Raw genomic sequence first — 17,351 nt, forward strand, 5'->3', positions numbered from 1 at the left:
ATCACATAACTAACCAATAGATGGAGGTTGTTAATATGACTACTAAAGAAGCTATGATACAAGAATTGTATCCGGAAGATATTTTAAGCGTAGCGAAAGATTTAACAGAGGGTGAAGTTAAGCTACTCAAGCAAATCAATGATTTTTTAGAAAGTAAGTATCGTGATTCGATTAATAATCATTGGGTCAATGCGACGGAACCAGAAGATTACTTTAAAGAATTAGGTAAATTCAATTATTTCAACAACCCGTTGCTGTTTGAAGGACGAGAAGAGGCACGTACACCGAGTCAGTTATTCCAGTTTTTCATGTCCTATACGATAGCTAAATTCGATATTTCGTTAGCTACACTGTTAGGCGTTCACCAAGGGTTAGGACATAATACATTTTTATTTGGTGGAAGTAAGGAACAAGTGGCTTACTATGTACCGAAATTACAATCACATGAGTTACGTACATGTTTCGCATTGACAGAACCTGATCACGGCTCTGATGTTGCAGGAGGTCTTGAAACTGTAGCTACGAAAGAAGGGGACCATTGGGTCATTAACGGTGCTAAAAAATGGATCGGTGGTGCAAATGTAGCAGACGTTATTCCAGTGTTTGCTGTTGACTCAGAAACGAAAAAACCAAGATGTTTTGTTATAGAACCGAGTCAAGAAGGGGTAGAGATTGATGTATTGCAACATAAAATTGCACTACGTATCGTACCGAATACAAACATTAAACTCAACAACGTCGTCGTCACTGAAGAAAAACGATTACAAAATATAAATAGCTTCAAAGATATTGCGAGAGTACTCTATTCCACACGTGCAGGTGTAGCTTACATGGCGACAGGTGGTATGGCAGGCGCGCTACGTGCTACGAAAGATTATGTGACAAAGCGTAAACAATTCGGCAAAGAGATTAGCAAGTATCAACTTATTCAAGAAAAGCTAGCCATGATGCAAGGTAATTTAGCACAAGCGATGGCTACTTGTGCACAACTTGCACGCATGCAAGCGAAAGGTGAATATGATGAAGTTGCAACTTCAACAGCCAAAATGATGAACGCTTTACGCTTGAGAGAATCTGTTGCCATGGGCCGAGGTATAACGGGTGGTAATGGTATTTTAGCGGGAGAGTACGACATTGCAAGGTTCTTTGCAGATGCCGAGGCAGTATACACGTACGAAGGCACACATGAAATTAACGCACTGGTCATTGGTAGAGCACTCACAGGAAATTCGGCCTTCATTTAACAATGCACGCACAATAGTTCACTCGAGAACAGATCAATTTGGAGGGATTCATATGACAATTAGAAAAGCGACAGTATTAGGTGCAGGCGCAATGGGTAGTCAGATCGCAGCACTGCTCGTTAATGCCGGTGTGAAAGTAAAGTTATTAGATATTGTAATAGATGAAAATGACCCGAATAAAATTTCTAGAACAGCCTATGAGACAATCACCAATGCAAAACGTCCATTACTCTTCGATGTATCAAATGCTTCAAATCTATCTTACGGAAACTTTAATGATGACCTTAAAAATACGAGGGATAGTGACATCTATATTGAAGCGGTAAAAGAAGAGCTCGACATTAAACATCAAATTTGGCAACAAGTGCAAAAGGTAGCACAAGACGATGCACTCTTTGCGACTAATACATCAGGTATTCCAATTGCATCAATTGCTAAGGTGTTCGATGGTAAGGAGAAGGAACGATTCTTCGGAATGCATTTCTTTAATCCACCACGCATTATGAAGTTAGTCGAAATCATCCCGACTGATGAAACAGTTTCTGATGTTGTAGCACGTGTGCAAACATTTGCAGAGGAAGTCCTTGGTAAAGGCGTAGTTATTGCAAATGACGTGCCAGGGTTTGTAGCAAATCGTGTCGGAACTCAAACGATGAATGACATTATGTACCGTGCTGAAGAACAAGGTTTCTCTATTACAGATACCGATGCCTTAACAGGTCGTAGCATTGGACGACCACGCATGGGAACTTACGGATTATCCGATTTAGTCGGTTTAGACATTGCCAATGCCGTGATTAATGGATTGCAACAAGATCCTGCTGAGCAACCGTATTTCCATGAGACGAAAGTGGCTCAGAAATTATATAACAACGGGGCACTCGGTAAGAAAACGAAACAAGGATTTTATAAAAAGGTAGATAAACAACGCCTCGTATTTGATTATGATAAAAATGATTACGTAGCACCACAGCCACCACAATATGAAATCTTGCAGCAGTTTAGTAAAGACTTGGCTGCGAATTTAGATATTATTTTCAAAGCAGAAGATAAAGCCGGATTGTTCTTATGGGAAACGCTGCGAAATAACTTCTATTATTCAGCGATTAACGTCCCTAAGGCAGCTAAGGACTTTAAAGATATAGACAGAGCAATCGTATGGGGCTTCAATTGGAAACAAGGGCCATTCCAACTTTGGGATTTAATGGGCTTCGACAGAGTGAAACAACGTATGAAAGCAGAACTTGGAGAATTACCAGAGTGGATTGAACAACGCAATGAACCATTTTACCAAGAAGGAGAAACGATTGAACGAATTACGCCTGTTGATGCTTACATCGACCGTGAATTGTGGAATAAAGAAGATTCAAACCTCTCTGTAACGTATCAACAACAACTGCTATTGAAATTAAAAAGTAAAAATAATGTGATTTCAGATGGCTTTGTAGATGATCTTGTTGAGGCTATTGATCGTCTAGAAAATGAAGACTATAACAGCATGGTCATTTATGCAGGAGGACATAATTTCAGTGTAGGTGCGAATTTAATATTAATGAAAAAAGCCCATGAAGAAGGACGTGTAGATGATTTAGTTGGTGCATCTATTGAGAAATTACACTACAGTTTCAGTAGATTGAAATATGCATTGAAACCAATTGTTACTGCAGTACATGGCAAAGCGCTTGGTGGCGGATGTGAGCTTGTCCTCCACTCACCGTTTGTAGTAGCAGCAAGCGAGACATACATCGGACTTGTTGAAACAGGCGTGGGTCTCTTACCAGCTGGTGGCGGTCTAGCCGAACTTACAGATCGTACTCTACGTACAACGCATAAAAATGACGAAAAACAAACTCAGATGCAGAAAGTGTTAATGAACGTCGGATTAGCCAAAGTATCAACGAATGCTTATGAAGCGCAAAAATACGGCTATTTAAGAAATACCGACACAATTATTTTCAATTCGGAAAAACGTGTTGAAATTGCATTAAAACGTGCGTTATTTGAAGCTGAAACGAATTACATTCCTCAACCTAAACAACGATATATTGGTTTAGGTCGCGACTTTAAAGCGTTGGTTGAAGGTCAAATAGATGCACAGCGTGTGGGACACTTTATTAGTGATTATGACTACGAAATTACATTGAAAATTGCGGAAGTGTTATCCGGCGGCGATATCCCGAGAAATACATTTATCGATCAACGTTATTTACAAAAAATGGAAAAAGAAAGATTTATCGAACTGCTAAAAAATAAAAAAACCTATGATCGTATTTCGCACATGTTAGAAAAAGGGAAACCGTTACGTAATTAAGTAAAGCATATAAAATCAAGAAAGGGTGAGGTCACATGAGAGATGCATATATTGTTGCTTATGGACGTTCAGCAGCTGGAATAGGGAAACAGGGTAAAGGTGCAATGATTCACGAACGACCGGATGAAGTTGCCGCTAAAGTATTAAAAGGTGTATTAGATAAAGTAGGAGGCACATTTGAGCCTTCGATGGTGGAAGATGTTATTGTTGGGAATGCATTTCCAGAAGGTTTACAAGGTCAAAATATAGCAAGAACGATCGCATTATTAGCTGGTTTACCAAATGAAGTACCAGGTCAAACAGTTAACCGTTATTGTTCATCTGGTTTACAAACGATTGCACATGCAGCTAACCAAATTAATGCAAATGAAGCGGATATCATTGTTGCTGGTGGAGTAGAACTCATGAGTGCCGTGCCAATGGGAGGAAACGAACCGACTAACAACCCGTTATTACAAGATAATGATATAGGTGTTTCTTATCCGATGGGATTAACGGCAGAAATGGTTGCAGAAACATATCATGTATCGCGTGAAGATCAAGACCAATATGCAGTGCAAAGTCATAAACGTGCTTACGATGCACAACAGGTTGGTAAGTTTAAGGAAGAAATTATCCCGATCGATATTAATCAAATCACTTATGATGAAGAAGGACCTGTTGTAAATAAGGTGCCTTTTATGGAAGATGAAACGTTGAGACCTAATACAAATACGGATGACTTAGCAAAATTACCGACTGTGTTTAAGGCTGACGGGACAGTGACGGCAGGCTCCTCGGCCCCTTTAACAGATGGTGCAGGCTTTGTAGTCGTAATGTCAGGCGAAAAGGTTAACGAACTTGGCGTCACGCCAATTGCACGATTCGTAGGTTATAAAGCAGTGGGCGTTGAACCTAAATTAATGGGTATTGGACCAGCATATGCAATTCCTGAAGTGTTAGAATCAACTGAATTAGAACTTGAAGATATTGATTTAATAGAATTAAACGAAGCTTTTGCTGCACAAACCATCGCAGCAATCAGAGAGACAGGTTTAGACATGGATAAGACAAATGTTAATGGAGGTGCCATCGCTTTAGGCCATCCATTAGGAGCGACAGGTGCGATGTTAGTTGGGAAGTTATTATCTGAAATGAAACGACGACCTGAATCGAAATACGGCATGGTGACGATGTGTATCGGTGGCGGCATGGGTGCAGCAGGTATCTTTGAATACGTGAGAAATTAAGGAAAGCTCAAATATATACTTTATCATTTATAAATACTTGAGGCTGGGACAAAAATAGTTGTCTCAGCTTCTTTGTCATTTAGTGGGACTACGAAATCTCTTAGAAAATTCGGTTTCAGTTCCACGCTCGAGTATTTTTTTATCTTAACACAAGATTAATTTATTTATGGTAAAGTAAAATTGTTGAAAAAATAAATGTGTGGAGGAAATTAAACATGAGGAAAAGTGTTTTGGAATGGCTTATCGCTATCGTAATCGGTTTATTGTTAGCGTGGGTCGTGAGCACGTTTTTATTAACAAGATATACTGTTCAAGGTGAATCGATGTATCCTACCTTTGAAGACAACGATGAGCTATTAGTAAATAAAACTGCCAAACCTTTAAATCGATGGAATCGTGGTGATGTAGTTATTTTCCACGCAGATGCAAAAAGAGATTATATTAAAAGATTAATTGGTAAACCAGGAGATAAAGTAAGTTATAAAAAAGATAAATTATACATAAATGGTAAATACGTCAAGGAACCATATTTAAAATATAATAAGAGAGTGAATGTTAGTCCGCGTTTAACAGAAGACTTCGATGTTTCTGATATTCAACATTCGCACGGCAAACGTACTATCCCTAAAGATAAATATTTAGTATTAGGGGATAATCGTGCTGTGAGTAATGATAGTAGACGTGATTTAGGGTTAGTTTCGAAAGATAAGATGGTCGGCAAAGTCTTTATGCGCGTTGCACCATTTGATGAATTTAAAGTTAACTTTTATCCAAAATCATTCGATAAGGTTAATTAAACATTCTCCGTATCTTAAATAGATACGCCCTCCATATTTATAAAAAAGCCACATCCTATAATGTAGGATGTGGCTTTCCATAATTTTATTCATTAGGTTTTATCGCAAAAGCACGTACAGGGAAGCCAGGTGCTTTGTCTGGCTTTGCACTTATTGTATAAATGATTGCTCCGCGCGTAGGGAGTTGGTCTAAATTCGTAAGTAATTCAACTTGGAAAGTGTCTTGAGCAAGCACATAACGTTCACCTACGATATCACCATTTTTAGCAACATCAACGGAAGCGTCAGTATCAAAGGTTTCATGACCAATTGCCTTAATATGACGTTCTTCGAGTAAATATTTTAATGCATCTAATCCCCAACCTGGTAAGTGAAGATTACCTTCGCTGTCTTTGTTTTCAAATTGTTCTGCATCTGGCCAACGTTTTGACCAATCTGTACGTAATGCGACGAATGTACCAGGTTCAATTTCACCGTGTTGTTGTTCCCAAGCTTTGATATGTTCAGTTGTGACGATGAAATCAGCATTGTCAGCTACTTCTTTTGAAAAATCTATTACAATTAATGGTAAGACAAGTTCTTTTAAATCTAATTCGTTTAAATAGCGTTTATTTTCAACGAAATGGATGGGTGCATCGATGTGTGTACCATATTGTGTAACGATATTCCAATTTTGAACGTAAAATCCATCGTCAGCTACATTAAATAATGTAGAAACCTTAGCGCGTTCAAACTCACTAAAACATGGAATGTCTTCATTGAATGTATGTGTTAAATCGACCCATGTTGATGCTTTCAGTTGTTCTAGTTGTTGCCATAAAGGATAGCTCATGATATCACCTTCAATTTACTATATTTAATAACTTCTAATTAAACTGCTTTAGAATGCGATTTTCTTAATTTATTAACTGAATTAACGAGTACCGTTAATGCTTGTTGAACTTCTTCTTCTTTACGTGTCTTCAATCCGCAGTCAGGATTTACCCAGAACAGTGAGCGATCGATTTGCTGTAAAGCGCGGTTAATCGCAGTTGTAATTTCCTCTTCAGTTGGAATACGCGGACTGTGAATATCGTATACGCCAAGTCCAATACCTAAATCATATGTTATATCTTCAAAATCTTTGATGAGATCGCCATGACTTCGTGATGTCTCGATTGAAATGACATCGGCATCTAAATCATAAATCGCATGGATAATCTGACCAAATTGAGAATAACACATATGCGTATGAATTTGTGTAGCATCATCCACGGACGAAGTTGAAAGTTTAAAGGAACGTACGGCTTTATCGAGATAATCTTTATGGTATTCAGAACGTAATGGTAAACCTTCTCTTAATGCAGGCTCATCAACTTGGATAATTTGAATACCCGCTGATTCTAAAGCTAGGACTTCCTCGTTGATAGCGAGAGCGATTTGATCTTGTACAGTTTCACGTGGTAAATCAACACGTTCGAATGACCAATTTAAAATAGTTACAGGACCTGTGAGCATACCTTTTACAGGTTTATCAGTTAAACTTTGAGCGTAGGTCGTTTCTTTGACTGTGATAGGTTCAGTCCATTTAACATCTCCATAAATAATAGGTGGTTTCACAGCGCGTGACCCATATGATTGTACCCAGCCATATTTTGTAACTAAGAAACCTTGAAGTTTTTCACCAAAGAATTCGACCATGTCGTTACGTTCGAATTCACCGTGGACAAATACATCTAAACCGATATCTTCTTGTATGTTAATCCAGCGAGCGATTTCTTGTTCTAAAAACGTTTGATACGCCTGATCTGAAATGCGGTTATTTTTCCAGTCTGCACGTTGCTTACGAACTTCACGAGATTGCGGGAAAGAACCGATTGTTGTTGTAGGTAAATCAGGTAAATTAAGACGCAGTTGTTGTGCGACTTTACGTTGTTGGAAATCAGATTGTCTTGAGGTAGGCACGCTGTCAAAGTCATATTCAAGATTTTTAAATGACTGTTGTTGGAAACGTTCATAACGTGCTTTGAATTGATTAAATTTCTCATCATCTTTGTCATTGAACAGACGGCGCAATGCATCGAGTTCATCTAACTTTTCAGTTGCGAAACTTAACCCTTCAGCGATATCTTCGTCTAACGATTCGTCATCTAGTGAAACAGGTACGTGTAATAGTGACGAAGACGGTTGAATAACAAGATCATCTGTATAATTAGATAATGTTTCGATAAGATTTTTCTTAGCTTCAATGTCACTAGCCCACACATTACGTCCATCGATGATGCCTGCGTATAATGATTTATCTTTGTCTAAATCACCTGCTTCAATTTGTGATAAATTGTTGCCGTGATCGTGAACAAAATCCAATCCATATCCTTTAACTGGCAAACGGTTGAGAAACTTTAAGTTTACGCGTTCGAAGTAAGTTTGAATCACTATTGATTGACCTAAACCAACTTGTGCAAAGTATTCGTAGGCTTGTTGAGTGATAGTTTCATATTGTTCACTATCATCCTCAACTAATACCGGTTCATCTATTTGGATATACTCGACGCCAGCATCGACGAATGATTGTAAGACTTCTTTATATAAAGGCAGTAACGTTTCAACTTTCTCTTCGAATGATTGATTACCACCTTTAGATAATTTAACGAAAGTGACAGGTCCAACGATGACAGGGTGGGCATTGACGTTTAAGGACTGTGCATACTGTAATCTTTCTAATAAGATATTATGATTTAATTTAGGTTCAGCTGCATCCCATTCTGGCACGATATAATGGTAGTTCGTGTTAAACCATTTAATTAAAGCACTTGCTACGTGTTCTTTATTACCGCGTGCAATATCAAATAAAAGGTCGTCATTAACTGGACGTCCTTGGAAACGTTCAGGTATGATGTTGAACAACAATGATGTATCTAATATATGGTCATACAGGGAGAAGTCTCCTACCGGAATACTATCTAAATGATAATTTTTTTGTAATAATAAGTTTTCTTTGTGCAAATCTTTAAGTTGTTGGTGTAATGTGTCGCGGTCAATCTTATTTGACCAATAGCTTTCGATTGCTTTTTTCCATTCTCTTTTTCTACCTAATCTTGGGAATCCTAAGTTTGATGTTTTAATTGTCATAGTATTGCCTCCTGTTTATTTGTGTTTGTTGTAATTTGCTTCGAATAATTCGCTAGCTCAAGTGTGTATTCGACACTTTGGAAGGGGGTAATTAAGTATAAACCGTTGAAATATTCATGTACTGTATCGATTAAATCTTTAGAAATGCGCATACTTAGTTCTTTTGTCTTCGCTTTATCATCCTTTACAGCTTCAAATTTTTGTAACACTTCTTCAGAAAGTTTGATGCCAGGGACTTCATTGTGTAAAAATAATGCATTTTTATAACTCGTTATCGGCATGATACCGATGAATAGGGGGGTATCAAGGTGTTTCGTTGCTTCATATACTTCTTTGATTTTCGCTTTGGAGTAAACGGGTTGTGTGAGGAAATAGTGCATGCCACTTTCGCTCTTTCTCTCGAGTCGTCTAACGGCACCGTCAAGCTTTCTCACATTAGGGTCAAAAGCCCCTGCGATGTTGAAGTTCGTATGGACCTTCAGCGCATCTCCGTCAGTATTAATACCTTGGTTAAAGCGTAAAGCGATTTCGGTTAAACCTTTGGAATTTACATCATAAACATTTGAAGCACCGGGTAAATTGCCAACTTTGGCTGGATCGCCTGTAATCGTCAATATTTCATTTACGCCGAGCAAGGATAAACCAAGTAAATGAGATTGTAAGCCGATGAGGTTCCGGTCTCGACACGTAATGTGTACGAGAGGTTCGATGTCGTATTGTTGTTTAATAATACTTGCAGCCGCGATATTACTAATGCGTACAGTGGCCAGTGAATTATCGGCTAAAGTCACTGCATCGATATCAGCCTCATCTAATTGTCTGATATTTCTGAAAAATTTATCTGTATCTAAATGTTTAGGGGTATCTAGCTCTACGATAATCGTTGGGCGTGACTTCACTTTATCTGTTAAATTGTGATTTGGTTGTGTGTGATTTGTACGATTACTATGTTTTTCAAAGGGAATGACATTTTTCTGAGTAATCGGTGTTAAATCTTTAACGGCTGACTTGATATGTTGAATATGTTCTGGTGTTGTACCACAACATCCACCAATTATTCGTACACCTTCATCGACAATTTGCTTAGCAACTTCACCGAAATAAGCTGCATTATCACTATATTTAAATTCACTATTTTCAAGGTCAAGCAAACTCGCATTTGGATAACATGATAAGTACGCATTTTCCGGTAGTTCAATATGGGAAAATGATTCCTGCATATGATGTGGACCATGATGACAATTCAGTCCAACAACATTAGCACCGCTTGCGATAATTTGCTTTAATGCTTTGTTAATCGGTGTACCATCTCTAAGATAGTTCGTATTGAGCGCTGTAAATTGAGCAATGAGTGGTAGTTCAGGATATTTACGCTTTGTTTCTTGAATAACTTGGGTGAGTTCATCTAAATCATAATACGTTTCAAACAGTAGACCGTCGACACCGGATTCTACTAATGTATCGATTTGAATACCGCTATGATAAAGAATAGAAGATAGTTCCAGGTCTTCTTGTTTTATTCCTCTAAAGCCGCCAATCGTTCCTAAAATAAAGGTTTGATCGTTCGCAGCACGTTTGGCTATTCGCACAGCCGCTTGGTGTATGTCTTTAACTTTATGTTCTAGTCCGAAGGGTTTTAACTTTTCAAAGTTGGCACCATACGTGTTTGTTTGGATAATATCTGCACCAGCTTCTATATAGGAGCGGTGAATACGTTCTATCTTCTCAGGGTGCGTTAAGTTATAAGCTTCTGGGCAAGTATCGATGCCTTCTGAGTATAAGATGGTTCCAACTGCACCATCAGCGACGAGTAGGTTGTTGTGTAATTTGCTTAGTAATGGATTCATTGAAAGCCTCCTTTAGTGCGTAATTTAAATCTGCAATTAATTCGTCAGGATTTTCTAATCCGACACTTAATCTAAATAAACCAAAGGTAATGTTACGCGCTTGACGTACATCTTCTGGTATTGCTGCATGTGACATCGTGGCTGGATGAGACAATATAGTTTCAACACCGCCTAAACTGACAGATACGAGCGGTAATGTTAAAGCGTCCACGAAAGCTTGTGCTTTACTTTCATCCGCTAACCGAAATCCTAATACAGCGCCACCATGATGCGCTTGTGCTAAATGTAAGTCGCTATTTCCTGGGTAATAAATTTCGGCTATTTCAGGACGTTGTGCTAAAAATGAATAAAGCTGTTGTGCATTTGCAACTGATTGTTTGTATCTTATAGGTAGTGTTTTTAAATGTTTAGCTAAAGTCCAACTATCTTGTGCTGATAGGGCATTGCCAGTACCATTTTGTATGAGATACAGTGCGTCTGCGATTTCACTGTTATTTGTTATAGCAACGCCTGCAATAAGGTCACTATGACCACCTATAAATTTTGTGGCACTATGGACGACGATATCTGCACCTAAATCTAAAGGTGACTGTCCTAGTGGTGTCATAAAGGTATTATCGACTGCTAAATATAAATCGTGCTGTTGTGCGATATTTGCAACCCCGCGAATGTCTGTGATTTTAAACAGAGGGTTCGACGGAGTTTCGATATAGATGAGTTTCGTATTATCTTGAATGGCCTTTTCAATGTTAGTTAATTGCGTTGCATCAACCGTTGTAAAGTGAATATCGAAACGCGTTAAGATCTGCTCAGTTAATCTGAACGTACCGCCATACACATCATCCGGTAAAATTACGTGATCACCTGCATTAAGCGTGAGTAGTACGGCTGAAATAGCTGCAATCCCTGATGAGAAGGCGAATGCGTGTGAGCCGCCTTCTAGTTTGGCTAACTTTTCTTCTAATAAAGTTCGGTTTGGATTTCCACTTCTTGCGTAATCGTATGGTGCATCGCCTCCTAATCGTTTCTGATGGAAAGTCGATGAATCATATAAAGGCGGGTTTGCCGAATCATAATCGTGTCCTCTACGTGTATCAAATATGACTTCAGTTTGTTTAGATAAACTCATGTAATCACTTCTTTCTTAGATTTTGCTAATGCCTGTAAAATATCTGCCTCGATATCGTTATAATCTTCAATGCCAATAGATAGTCTGAGTAAATGTTGATCGATGCCACGTTTGTCTTTCTCTGCATCTGGCATATCTACGTGGGTTTGTGTATAAGGGAAGGTGATAAATGTTTCTGTGCCCCCTAAACTTTCAGCAAAGATGCATACATTGAGATGTTCTAGAAATTGATCCGTTTGAAATGCTTTGTTTAAACGGATGCTTAACATGCCAGTACTTCCGCAATACAATACTTCATCAATAGCATCTAAGCTTCTACATCGTTCAGCTAGTAATTGTGCGTTATATTCAGCACGATCCATTCTAAGGTGCAGTGTTTTCAGTCCACGTTGTAACAAATAACTATCAAACGGTGATAGCGTTGCACCAATCATATTGTGTAACTCGGAAAGCTGTTGTTCTAAGTACGCATCGTTGACAGTAACAACTCCTGCGAGCACATCATTATGACCACCAATATATTTTGTCGCTGAATGCAATACAATGTCAGCGCCTTCTTCAAGCGGCGTTGATAAGTACGGTGTTAAAAAAGTATTGTCAATGATTGTTAAAAGATTATGTTCGTGTGCTAAGTCGTAATAAGGTTCAACATCAACTTCAATCATTTGTGGATTGGAGATTGGTTCAATGAATAATGCTTTCGTATTGTCGTTGAGTTGCTGTTTGACTGAATCGAAATCTAAGAAATCGACATATTTGAACTGGATACCGTACTGTTTCTCATAAAAATCAAAGAGTCTGAACGTACCGCCATATAAATCAAATGAAACTAAAATTTCATCACCAGCTTTGAAGAGGTTACAAATTAATTGAATCGCTGCCATACCACTAGATGTTGCATACGATGCAATGCCGTGTTCTAACTGTGCGAAAGCTTCTTCAAAGGCCGTACGAGTTGGGTTCTTCGTACGAGTATAATCGTAACCAGTGGATGCGCCTAACTTTGGATGTTGAAATGCTGTTGAAAGATAAATCGGATTTGCAATTGCGCCTGTATCGTCATGTGTTAATGAAATTTGTGCGAGTTCAGTATGTTTTGTCATCATTGAGACCTCCTTTAGAAAATAAAAAAAGCTTCCGTCCTTTGCACCCGAAATAAATCGGATGTAAAGGACGAAAGCTCGTTTCGTGGTACCACCTTAATTTGTTACTTTATCGCTAAAGCAACCTTATCCAGTACGCTAAATTGTTAAATAGAATAACGCCACTGGGGTCAACGATTAAAAATTCGCAAAATAAAAACCCACTTTAGAACAATAAAATGAGTATTAACGAATTAAAATGATGGTATGATTCCAGTACGCCATTTAACAAAATGTTAATACTGTATCACTATAACGGGTGAACCCGTTGACACCTCATATTGGCATCACCACTCAAAGGCCATTTTCAAACTTTCTTTCCGTGTCCTCTCTCAGCAAATGAAGACTCTCTGTGCCAGTAGTTTAAGTTCTACTTTCCTTATTACTGTGTTTAAAGATTGTGTTGATCTATTTTGATATTACTTAGCTTACATAGTTCTATTTCATTTGTCAACAACTTATCTGAAAATTTTGATAAAACAAAAAATTAAACTCTACCAGTGTTGCCAGTGACGTAATGATATAATGGCGATAACAAAGTATTAATTTGATAAAAAATAATTGTGAAAGCAGGTGAATGATATTGGGTAATAATGATGAGCAACCTTTACCTATAAATGATGATGAAACAGTTCAAAATATAGCAATTAAAGATATCAAAGCTAATCCATACCAACCGCGTAAGACGTTTGACGAACAGCGCTTAGAAGATTTAGCAGGTTCTATTAAAAATCACGGTATACTTCAACCTGTTGTGTTACGAAAGACGATTGTTGGCTATACAATTGTCGTAGGTGAAAGACGCTTTCGTGCAGCGCAAATGGCAGGACTGGATCAAATACCAGCTATCGTTAAGACATTAACAGATGAAGAAATGATGGAGTTAGCCATCATTGAAAATTTACAACGTGAAGATTTAAATGCAATTGAAGAAGCGGAAGGTTACCGTAAACTCATGGACGATCTTAACCTGACGCAACAACAAGTAGCCAAACGACTCAGTAAGTCTCGTCCATATATTGCTAATATGTTGCGACTCCTTCATTTACCTATAAGCATCGCAAATATGATTAAAGATGGTCGTTTGTCAGGTGCCCATGGAAGAACGTTGCTAACAGTTAAAGATGATTATCAAATGAAACGTATAGCACAACAAGCAGTAAAAGAGGCTTGGAGCGTCCGTTACTTAGAACAGTACGTGAATGAACATTTTGGTAAAAAAAATGAGACAAACTCAAAAAATCAGGCTACGGTGAAACCTAAATTTATTAAACAACAAGAACGTCAATTGAAAGAACAATATGGATCGAATGTAACAATTGCGACGCGAAATAAAAAAGGACAAATCACGTTTGAGTTTACTTCAGAGGAAGAATTCAAACGATTGATACATCAACTTAATGAAAAATACCATCGCGATTTATAGTTAGTTAAGGAGAACGACCTCTTTATATATTCGATAATATACCTTGGCGGGACATTGAAATTTGCTCTATGTAGATTTCTGTCCCGCTTTTTATTTTTATAAGGAAAAATTTTAACTTGAATTATACAAATTTTAAAAATTCTTTAAAGATTGTCTAAGCATTGATATGACAATCACGAGTCGGTTTTTATAATTTGTTTAATTTTTTGAAAATGAAAAGATATAAATATGATTTAAGCCTGTCATATAAAGTCTGAAAACATTTTTATCCTTATCAGTTTAATCGGTTTTGAGGGCTTGAGACGTGGTATAATACACTTGACATTGCATATTACAGTGCGTAAAGTATGACACATAATTTATTTTCAAACAATTCGCAAAATAGAATATTTCATAAATAAATAGAGCATATTTTAGAAAAGGGGATGACCCGTCAATGTCAGAAAAGCAAATTACTTATGATAATTTTGATGACACTATTTTTGATTCAATAGATATCACAGACGATACGAAAGGTGCTCGCGAAGTTGTGAAATGGGCATATGATACGTATGGTGATTCTATTGTGTATTCTTGCAGTTTTGGAGCAGAGGCCATGATTTTACTTGATTTAATCTATCAAGTTAAACCAAATGCAGAAATTGTGTTCCTTGACACAGGGCTACACTTCCAAGAAACGTATGATTTAATCGATCGAGTGCAACAACGTTACCCAGAGCTTAACATTAAGATGAAAAAGCCAGAACTCACGGTAGAAGAACAAGCGGAGGAGTACCAACCAGCTTTATGGAAGAACGATCCTAACATGTGCTGCTACATTCGCAAGATTAAACCACTTGAAGAAGTACTTTCAGGTGCTACAGCATGGGTTTCAGGTTTAAGACGTGCACAGTCTCCAAGTCGTGAGAACACAAACTTTATTAATAAAGACGAACGTTTTAAATCAGTTAAAGTTTGTCCACTGATCCATTGGTCTTGGGATGACGTGTGGGACTATATCAAATCACATGATTTACATTACAACGAATTACACGACCATAACTATCCAAGTATTGGATGCATTCCTTGTACTTCAGCAGTAGCAGATGCAAGCGATTCCAGAGCGGGTAGATGGATGCATGCCAACAAGACAGAATGTGGTTTGCATACGACTAATCCTTAGTGGAATATTTTTTTAACATTAAAGCCTAGTATTCCAATCGGCAATATAAATTATTTAAAATACATTTCAATTTTGAATTTGATGAGGTGAAACAACGGTGAATTTATCAGTCTCGAACAGCCCTTTTAACGAAGAACAGGCAGCACAACTTAATCAAGTGCTTAAAGATTTAACCCCGGAGCAGCGCATCTGGCTTAGCGGTTACTTAACTGCTGGTCAACAAGTTGCAGCTCAAGCAGCGACTACCGATGCAGCAGCAGCTTCGCCACAAGTCGCTGAAAATGTACTCAACAGTGACACACCAACACAAGCTAAGCGAGAAATTACGGTGCTATATGGTTCAGAAACCGGCAATGCACAAGGTTTAGCAGAAATGTTTGCAGATCGACTCGTTGAACAAGAATTCGCAGTGAAACTGAACGCGATGGATGGTTTCAAAGCGAGAGATTTAAAGAAAGTACAAGATTTATTTATTATCACGGCAACGCATGGTGAAGGTGACCCACCTGATAATGCTTTAACCTTCCATGAATACGTTCACGGTCGAAAGGCGCCAAAGCTTGATGGCGTGAGATTCTCTGTGTTGGCACTTGGAGATGAGTCATATGAATTCTTCTGCCAAACAGGTAAAGATTTCGATGCGAAACTAGAAGAACTTGGCGCCGAACGCTTAGTTGATAGACAAGATTGCGATATCGATTACGACGATCCAGCTGAAAAATGGATGAACGCGAATATCGAAAAGTTGATTAATGAATCAGGCGTTGAACCAACTGTAACAGCTACTGAAAGTGGTCAATCAGCACAAAAACAACGCTATTCAAAATCAAATCCATATGAAGCAGAAGTACTTGAAAATATTAACTTAAACGGACGTGGTTCCAATAAAGAAGTCCGTCATATCGAACTCTTGTTAGATAATTATGGTGAAGAATACGAGCCGGGTGACTGTGTCGTAGTGAAACCTCAAAATGATCCAGAAATTGTAGCATTGTTGCTTGAAACATTAGGTTGGGACGGTCAACAAGAAGTCACAATCAACGAAGATGGCGATACGCTTGTCCTAGAAAATGCATTAAAAGAACATTTTGAAATTACTAAACTGACAAAGCCATTACTTCAAAAGGCAGCACCATTATTTGAGAACAGTGAACTTAATGACAAAGTAAACGACAATGAATGGATTCAAGAATATATCTACGGTAGAGATGTGATTGATTTAATTCAAGACTTTCCATCAAACAATTTACAGCCACAAGATTTACACCGATTCTTAAGAAAGTTACCACCGAGAGAATATTCAATCGCAAGCAGTTACAAAGCCAACCCTGATGAAGTACATATTACGGTAGGGGCAGTGAGATACGAAGCACATGAACGTGCACGTAACGGTGTCTGTTCGGTACAACTTGCTGAACGCATAGAACCCGGCGATACGATTCCAATTTATTTAAAGAAAAATCCGAATTTCAAGTTCCCATTCGATGAACAAACACCAGTTATTATGATTGGTCCAGGTACTGGTGTTGCACCATTTAGATCATATCTTCAAGAACGCGAAGAACTAGGACTGACAGGTCATACGTGGTTATTCTTTGGTGAGCAACATTTCACTACAGATTTCTTATACCAAACTGAATGGCAAACGTGGTTGAAAGATGATGTCTTAACAAAAATGGATATCGCATTTTCAAGGGATAGTGACGAAAAAGTATATGTCCAACATCGCATATTAGAAAACAGCGAAACATTTTATCAGTGGTTAATCAATGGCGCAGCACTTTACGTTTGTGGCGATGAAAAATATATGGCGAAAGATGTACATCAAACGATACAACATGTGCTTCAAACGGAAGGTAATATGTCTGAAACGGAAGCTGAAGCCTACTTAGCAGAAATGAGAAAAGAAAATCGTTATCAAAGAGATGTATATTAACAGAAAGGAATGATGAT

The 17,351-nt window shown here is 38.0% G+C and carries 12 protein-coding genes and 1 other annotated feature; of the genes, 7 read left to right on the forward strand and 5 right to left on the reverse strand.

What is annotated here, in order from left to right; genetic code table 11:
• Positions 1-35 precede the first annotated feature (35 nt).
• The 4 genes from QQM35_RS03395 to lepB all read left to right on the forward strand — a co-directional run bounded on the left by QQM35_RS03395 (position 36) and on the right by lepB (position 5,581).
• Positions 36-1,244 (forward strand): acyl-CoA dehydrogenase family protein, encoded by a 1,209-nt coding sequence (locus tag QQM35_RS03395; protein ID WP_251521487.1) that lies wholly within the window; start codon positions 36-38, stop codon positions 1,242-1,244.
• A gap of 52 nt (positions 1,245-1,296) precedes the next feature.
• Positions 1,297-3,555 carry a 3-hydroxyacyl-CoA dehydrogenase/enoyl-CoA hydratase family protein gene (locus QQM35_RS03400; protein WP_251521484.1) on the forward strand — a complete coding sequence of 753 codons (2,259 nt, stop codon included), beginning with the start codon at positions 1,297-1,299 and terminating at the stop codon, positions 3,553-3,555.
• A gap of 35 nt (positions 3,556-3,590) precedes the next feature.
• On the forward strand, positions 3,591-4,784 hold the full coding sequence (locus QQM35_RS03405; RefSeq protein WP_251521483.1) for a thiolase family protein: 1,194 nt from the start codon (positions 3,591-3,593) through the stop codon (positions 4,782-4,784).
• Positions 4,785-4,999: 215 nt separating this feature from the next.
• Positions 5,000-5,581, forward strand: a complete 582-nt coding sequence (gene lepB, locus QQM35_RS03410) for a signal peptidase I (protein WP_251521480.1) — start codon at positions 5,000-5,002, stop codon at positions 5,579-5,581.
• Positions 5,582-5,666: 85 nt separating this feature from the next.
• On the opposite strand, the gene QQM35_RS03415 is transcribed toward lepB, so the two are convergent.
• Genes QQM35_RS03415 through QQM35_RS03435 form a run of 5 tightly spaced genes read right to left on the reverse strand, consistent with a single transcriptional unit; the run spans position 5,667 to position 12,771 of the window.
• A complete protein-coding gene (locus tag QQM35_RS03415; protein WP_251521934.1) occupies positions 5,667-6,416 on the reverse strand; it encodes a cyclase family protein in 750 nt (249 codons plus the stop codon).
• Positions 6,417-6,451: 35 nt separating this feature from the next.
• The gene (gene metE / locus QQM35_RS03420) at positions 6,452-8,692 is read right to left on the reverse strand and encodes a 5-methyltetrahydropteroyltriglutamate--homocysteine S-methyltransferase (protein WP_251521476.1); all 2,241 of its coding nucleotides are present in this window, start codon (positions 8,690-8,692) and stop codon (positions 6,452-6,454) included.
• Positions 8,689-10,539 carry a bifunctional homocysteine S-methyltransferase/methylenetetrahydrofolate reductase gene (locus tag QQM35_RS03425; protein WP_251521473.1) on the reverse strand — a complete coding sequence of 617 codons (1,851 nt, stop codon included), beginning with the start codon at positions 10,537-10,539 and terminating at the stop codon, positions 8,689-8,691. The genes metE and QQM35_RS03425 overlap by 4 nt, the downstream gene beginning before the upstream one ends.
• Positions 10,493-11,668: a cystathionine beta-lyase MetC gene (gene metC / locus QQM35_RS03430; protein ID WP_251521470.1), complete on the reverse strand. Its 1,176-nt coding sequence runs from the start codon at positions 11,666-11,668 to the stop codon at positions 10,493-10,495. The genes QQM35_RS03425 and metC overlap by 47 nt, the downstream gene beginning before the upstream one ends.
• Complete coding sequence (locus tag QQM35_RS03435; RefSeq protein WP_251521931.1) at positions 11,665-12,771, reverse strand: PLP-dependent transferase; 1,107 nt, start codon at positions 12,769-12,771, stop codon at positions 11,665-11,667. The genes metC and QQM35_RS03435 overlap by 4 nt, the downstream gene beginning before the upstream one ends.
• A 63-nt stretch (positions 12,772-12,834) precedes the next feature.
• Positions 12,835-13,205: a binding site (T-box leader), on the reverse strand.
• 188 nt (positions 13,206-13,393) lie between these two features.
• Between QQM35_RS03435 and QQM35_RS03440 the strand changes: the two genes are divergently transcribed.
• The 3 genes from QQM35_RS03440 (at position 13,394) to QQM35_RS03450 (ending at position 17,334) form a co-directional block, all read left to right on the forward strand.
• Positions 13,394-14,236, forward strand: coding sequence for a ParB/RepB/Spo0J family partition protein (locus QQM35_RS03440; protein ID WP_285813501.1), 843 nt, complete (start codon positions 13,394-13,396; stop codon positions 14,234-14,236).
• A gap of 436 nt (positions 14,237-14,672) precedes the next feature.
• A complete protein-coding gene (locus QQM35_RS03445) occupies positions 14,673-15,398 on the forward strand; it encodes a phosphoadenylyl-sulfate reductase (protein ID WP_251521448.1) in 726 nt (241 codons plus the stop codon).
• Positions 15,399-15,555: 157 nt separating this feature from the next.
• Entirely contained in the window at positions 15,556-17,334 is a 1,779-nt protein-coding gene (locus QQM35_RS03450; protein ID WP_425356339.1) for an assimilatory sulfite reductase (NADPH) flavoprotein subunit, read from the forward strand.
• The last annotated feature ends 17 nt before the right edge of the window (positions 17,335-17,351 follow it).

Origin of the sequence: Staphylococcus hsinchuensis (assembly GCF_038789205.1) — a bacterium.
GTDB lineage: Bacteria > Bacillota > Bacilli > Staphylococcales > Staphylococcaceae > Staphylococcus > Staphylococcus hsinchuensis.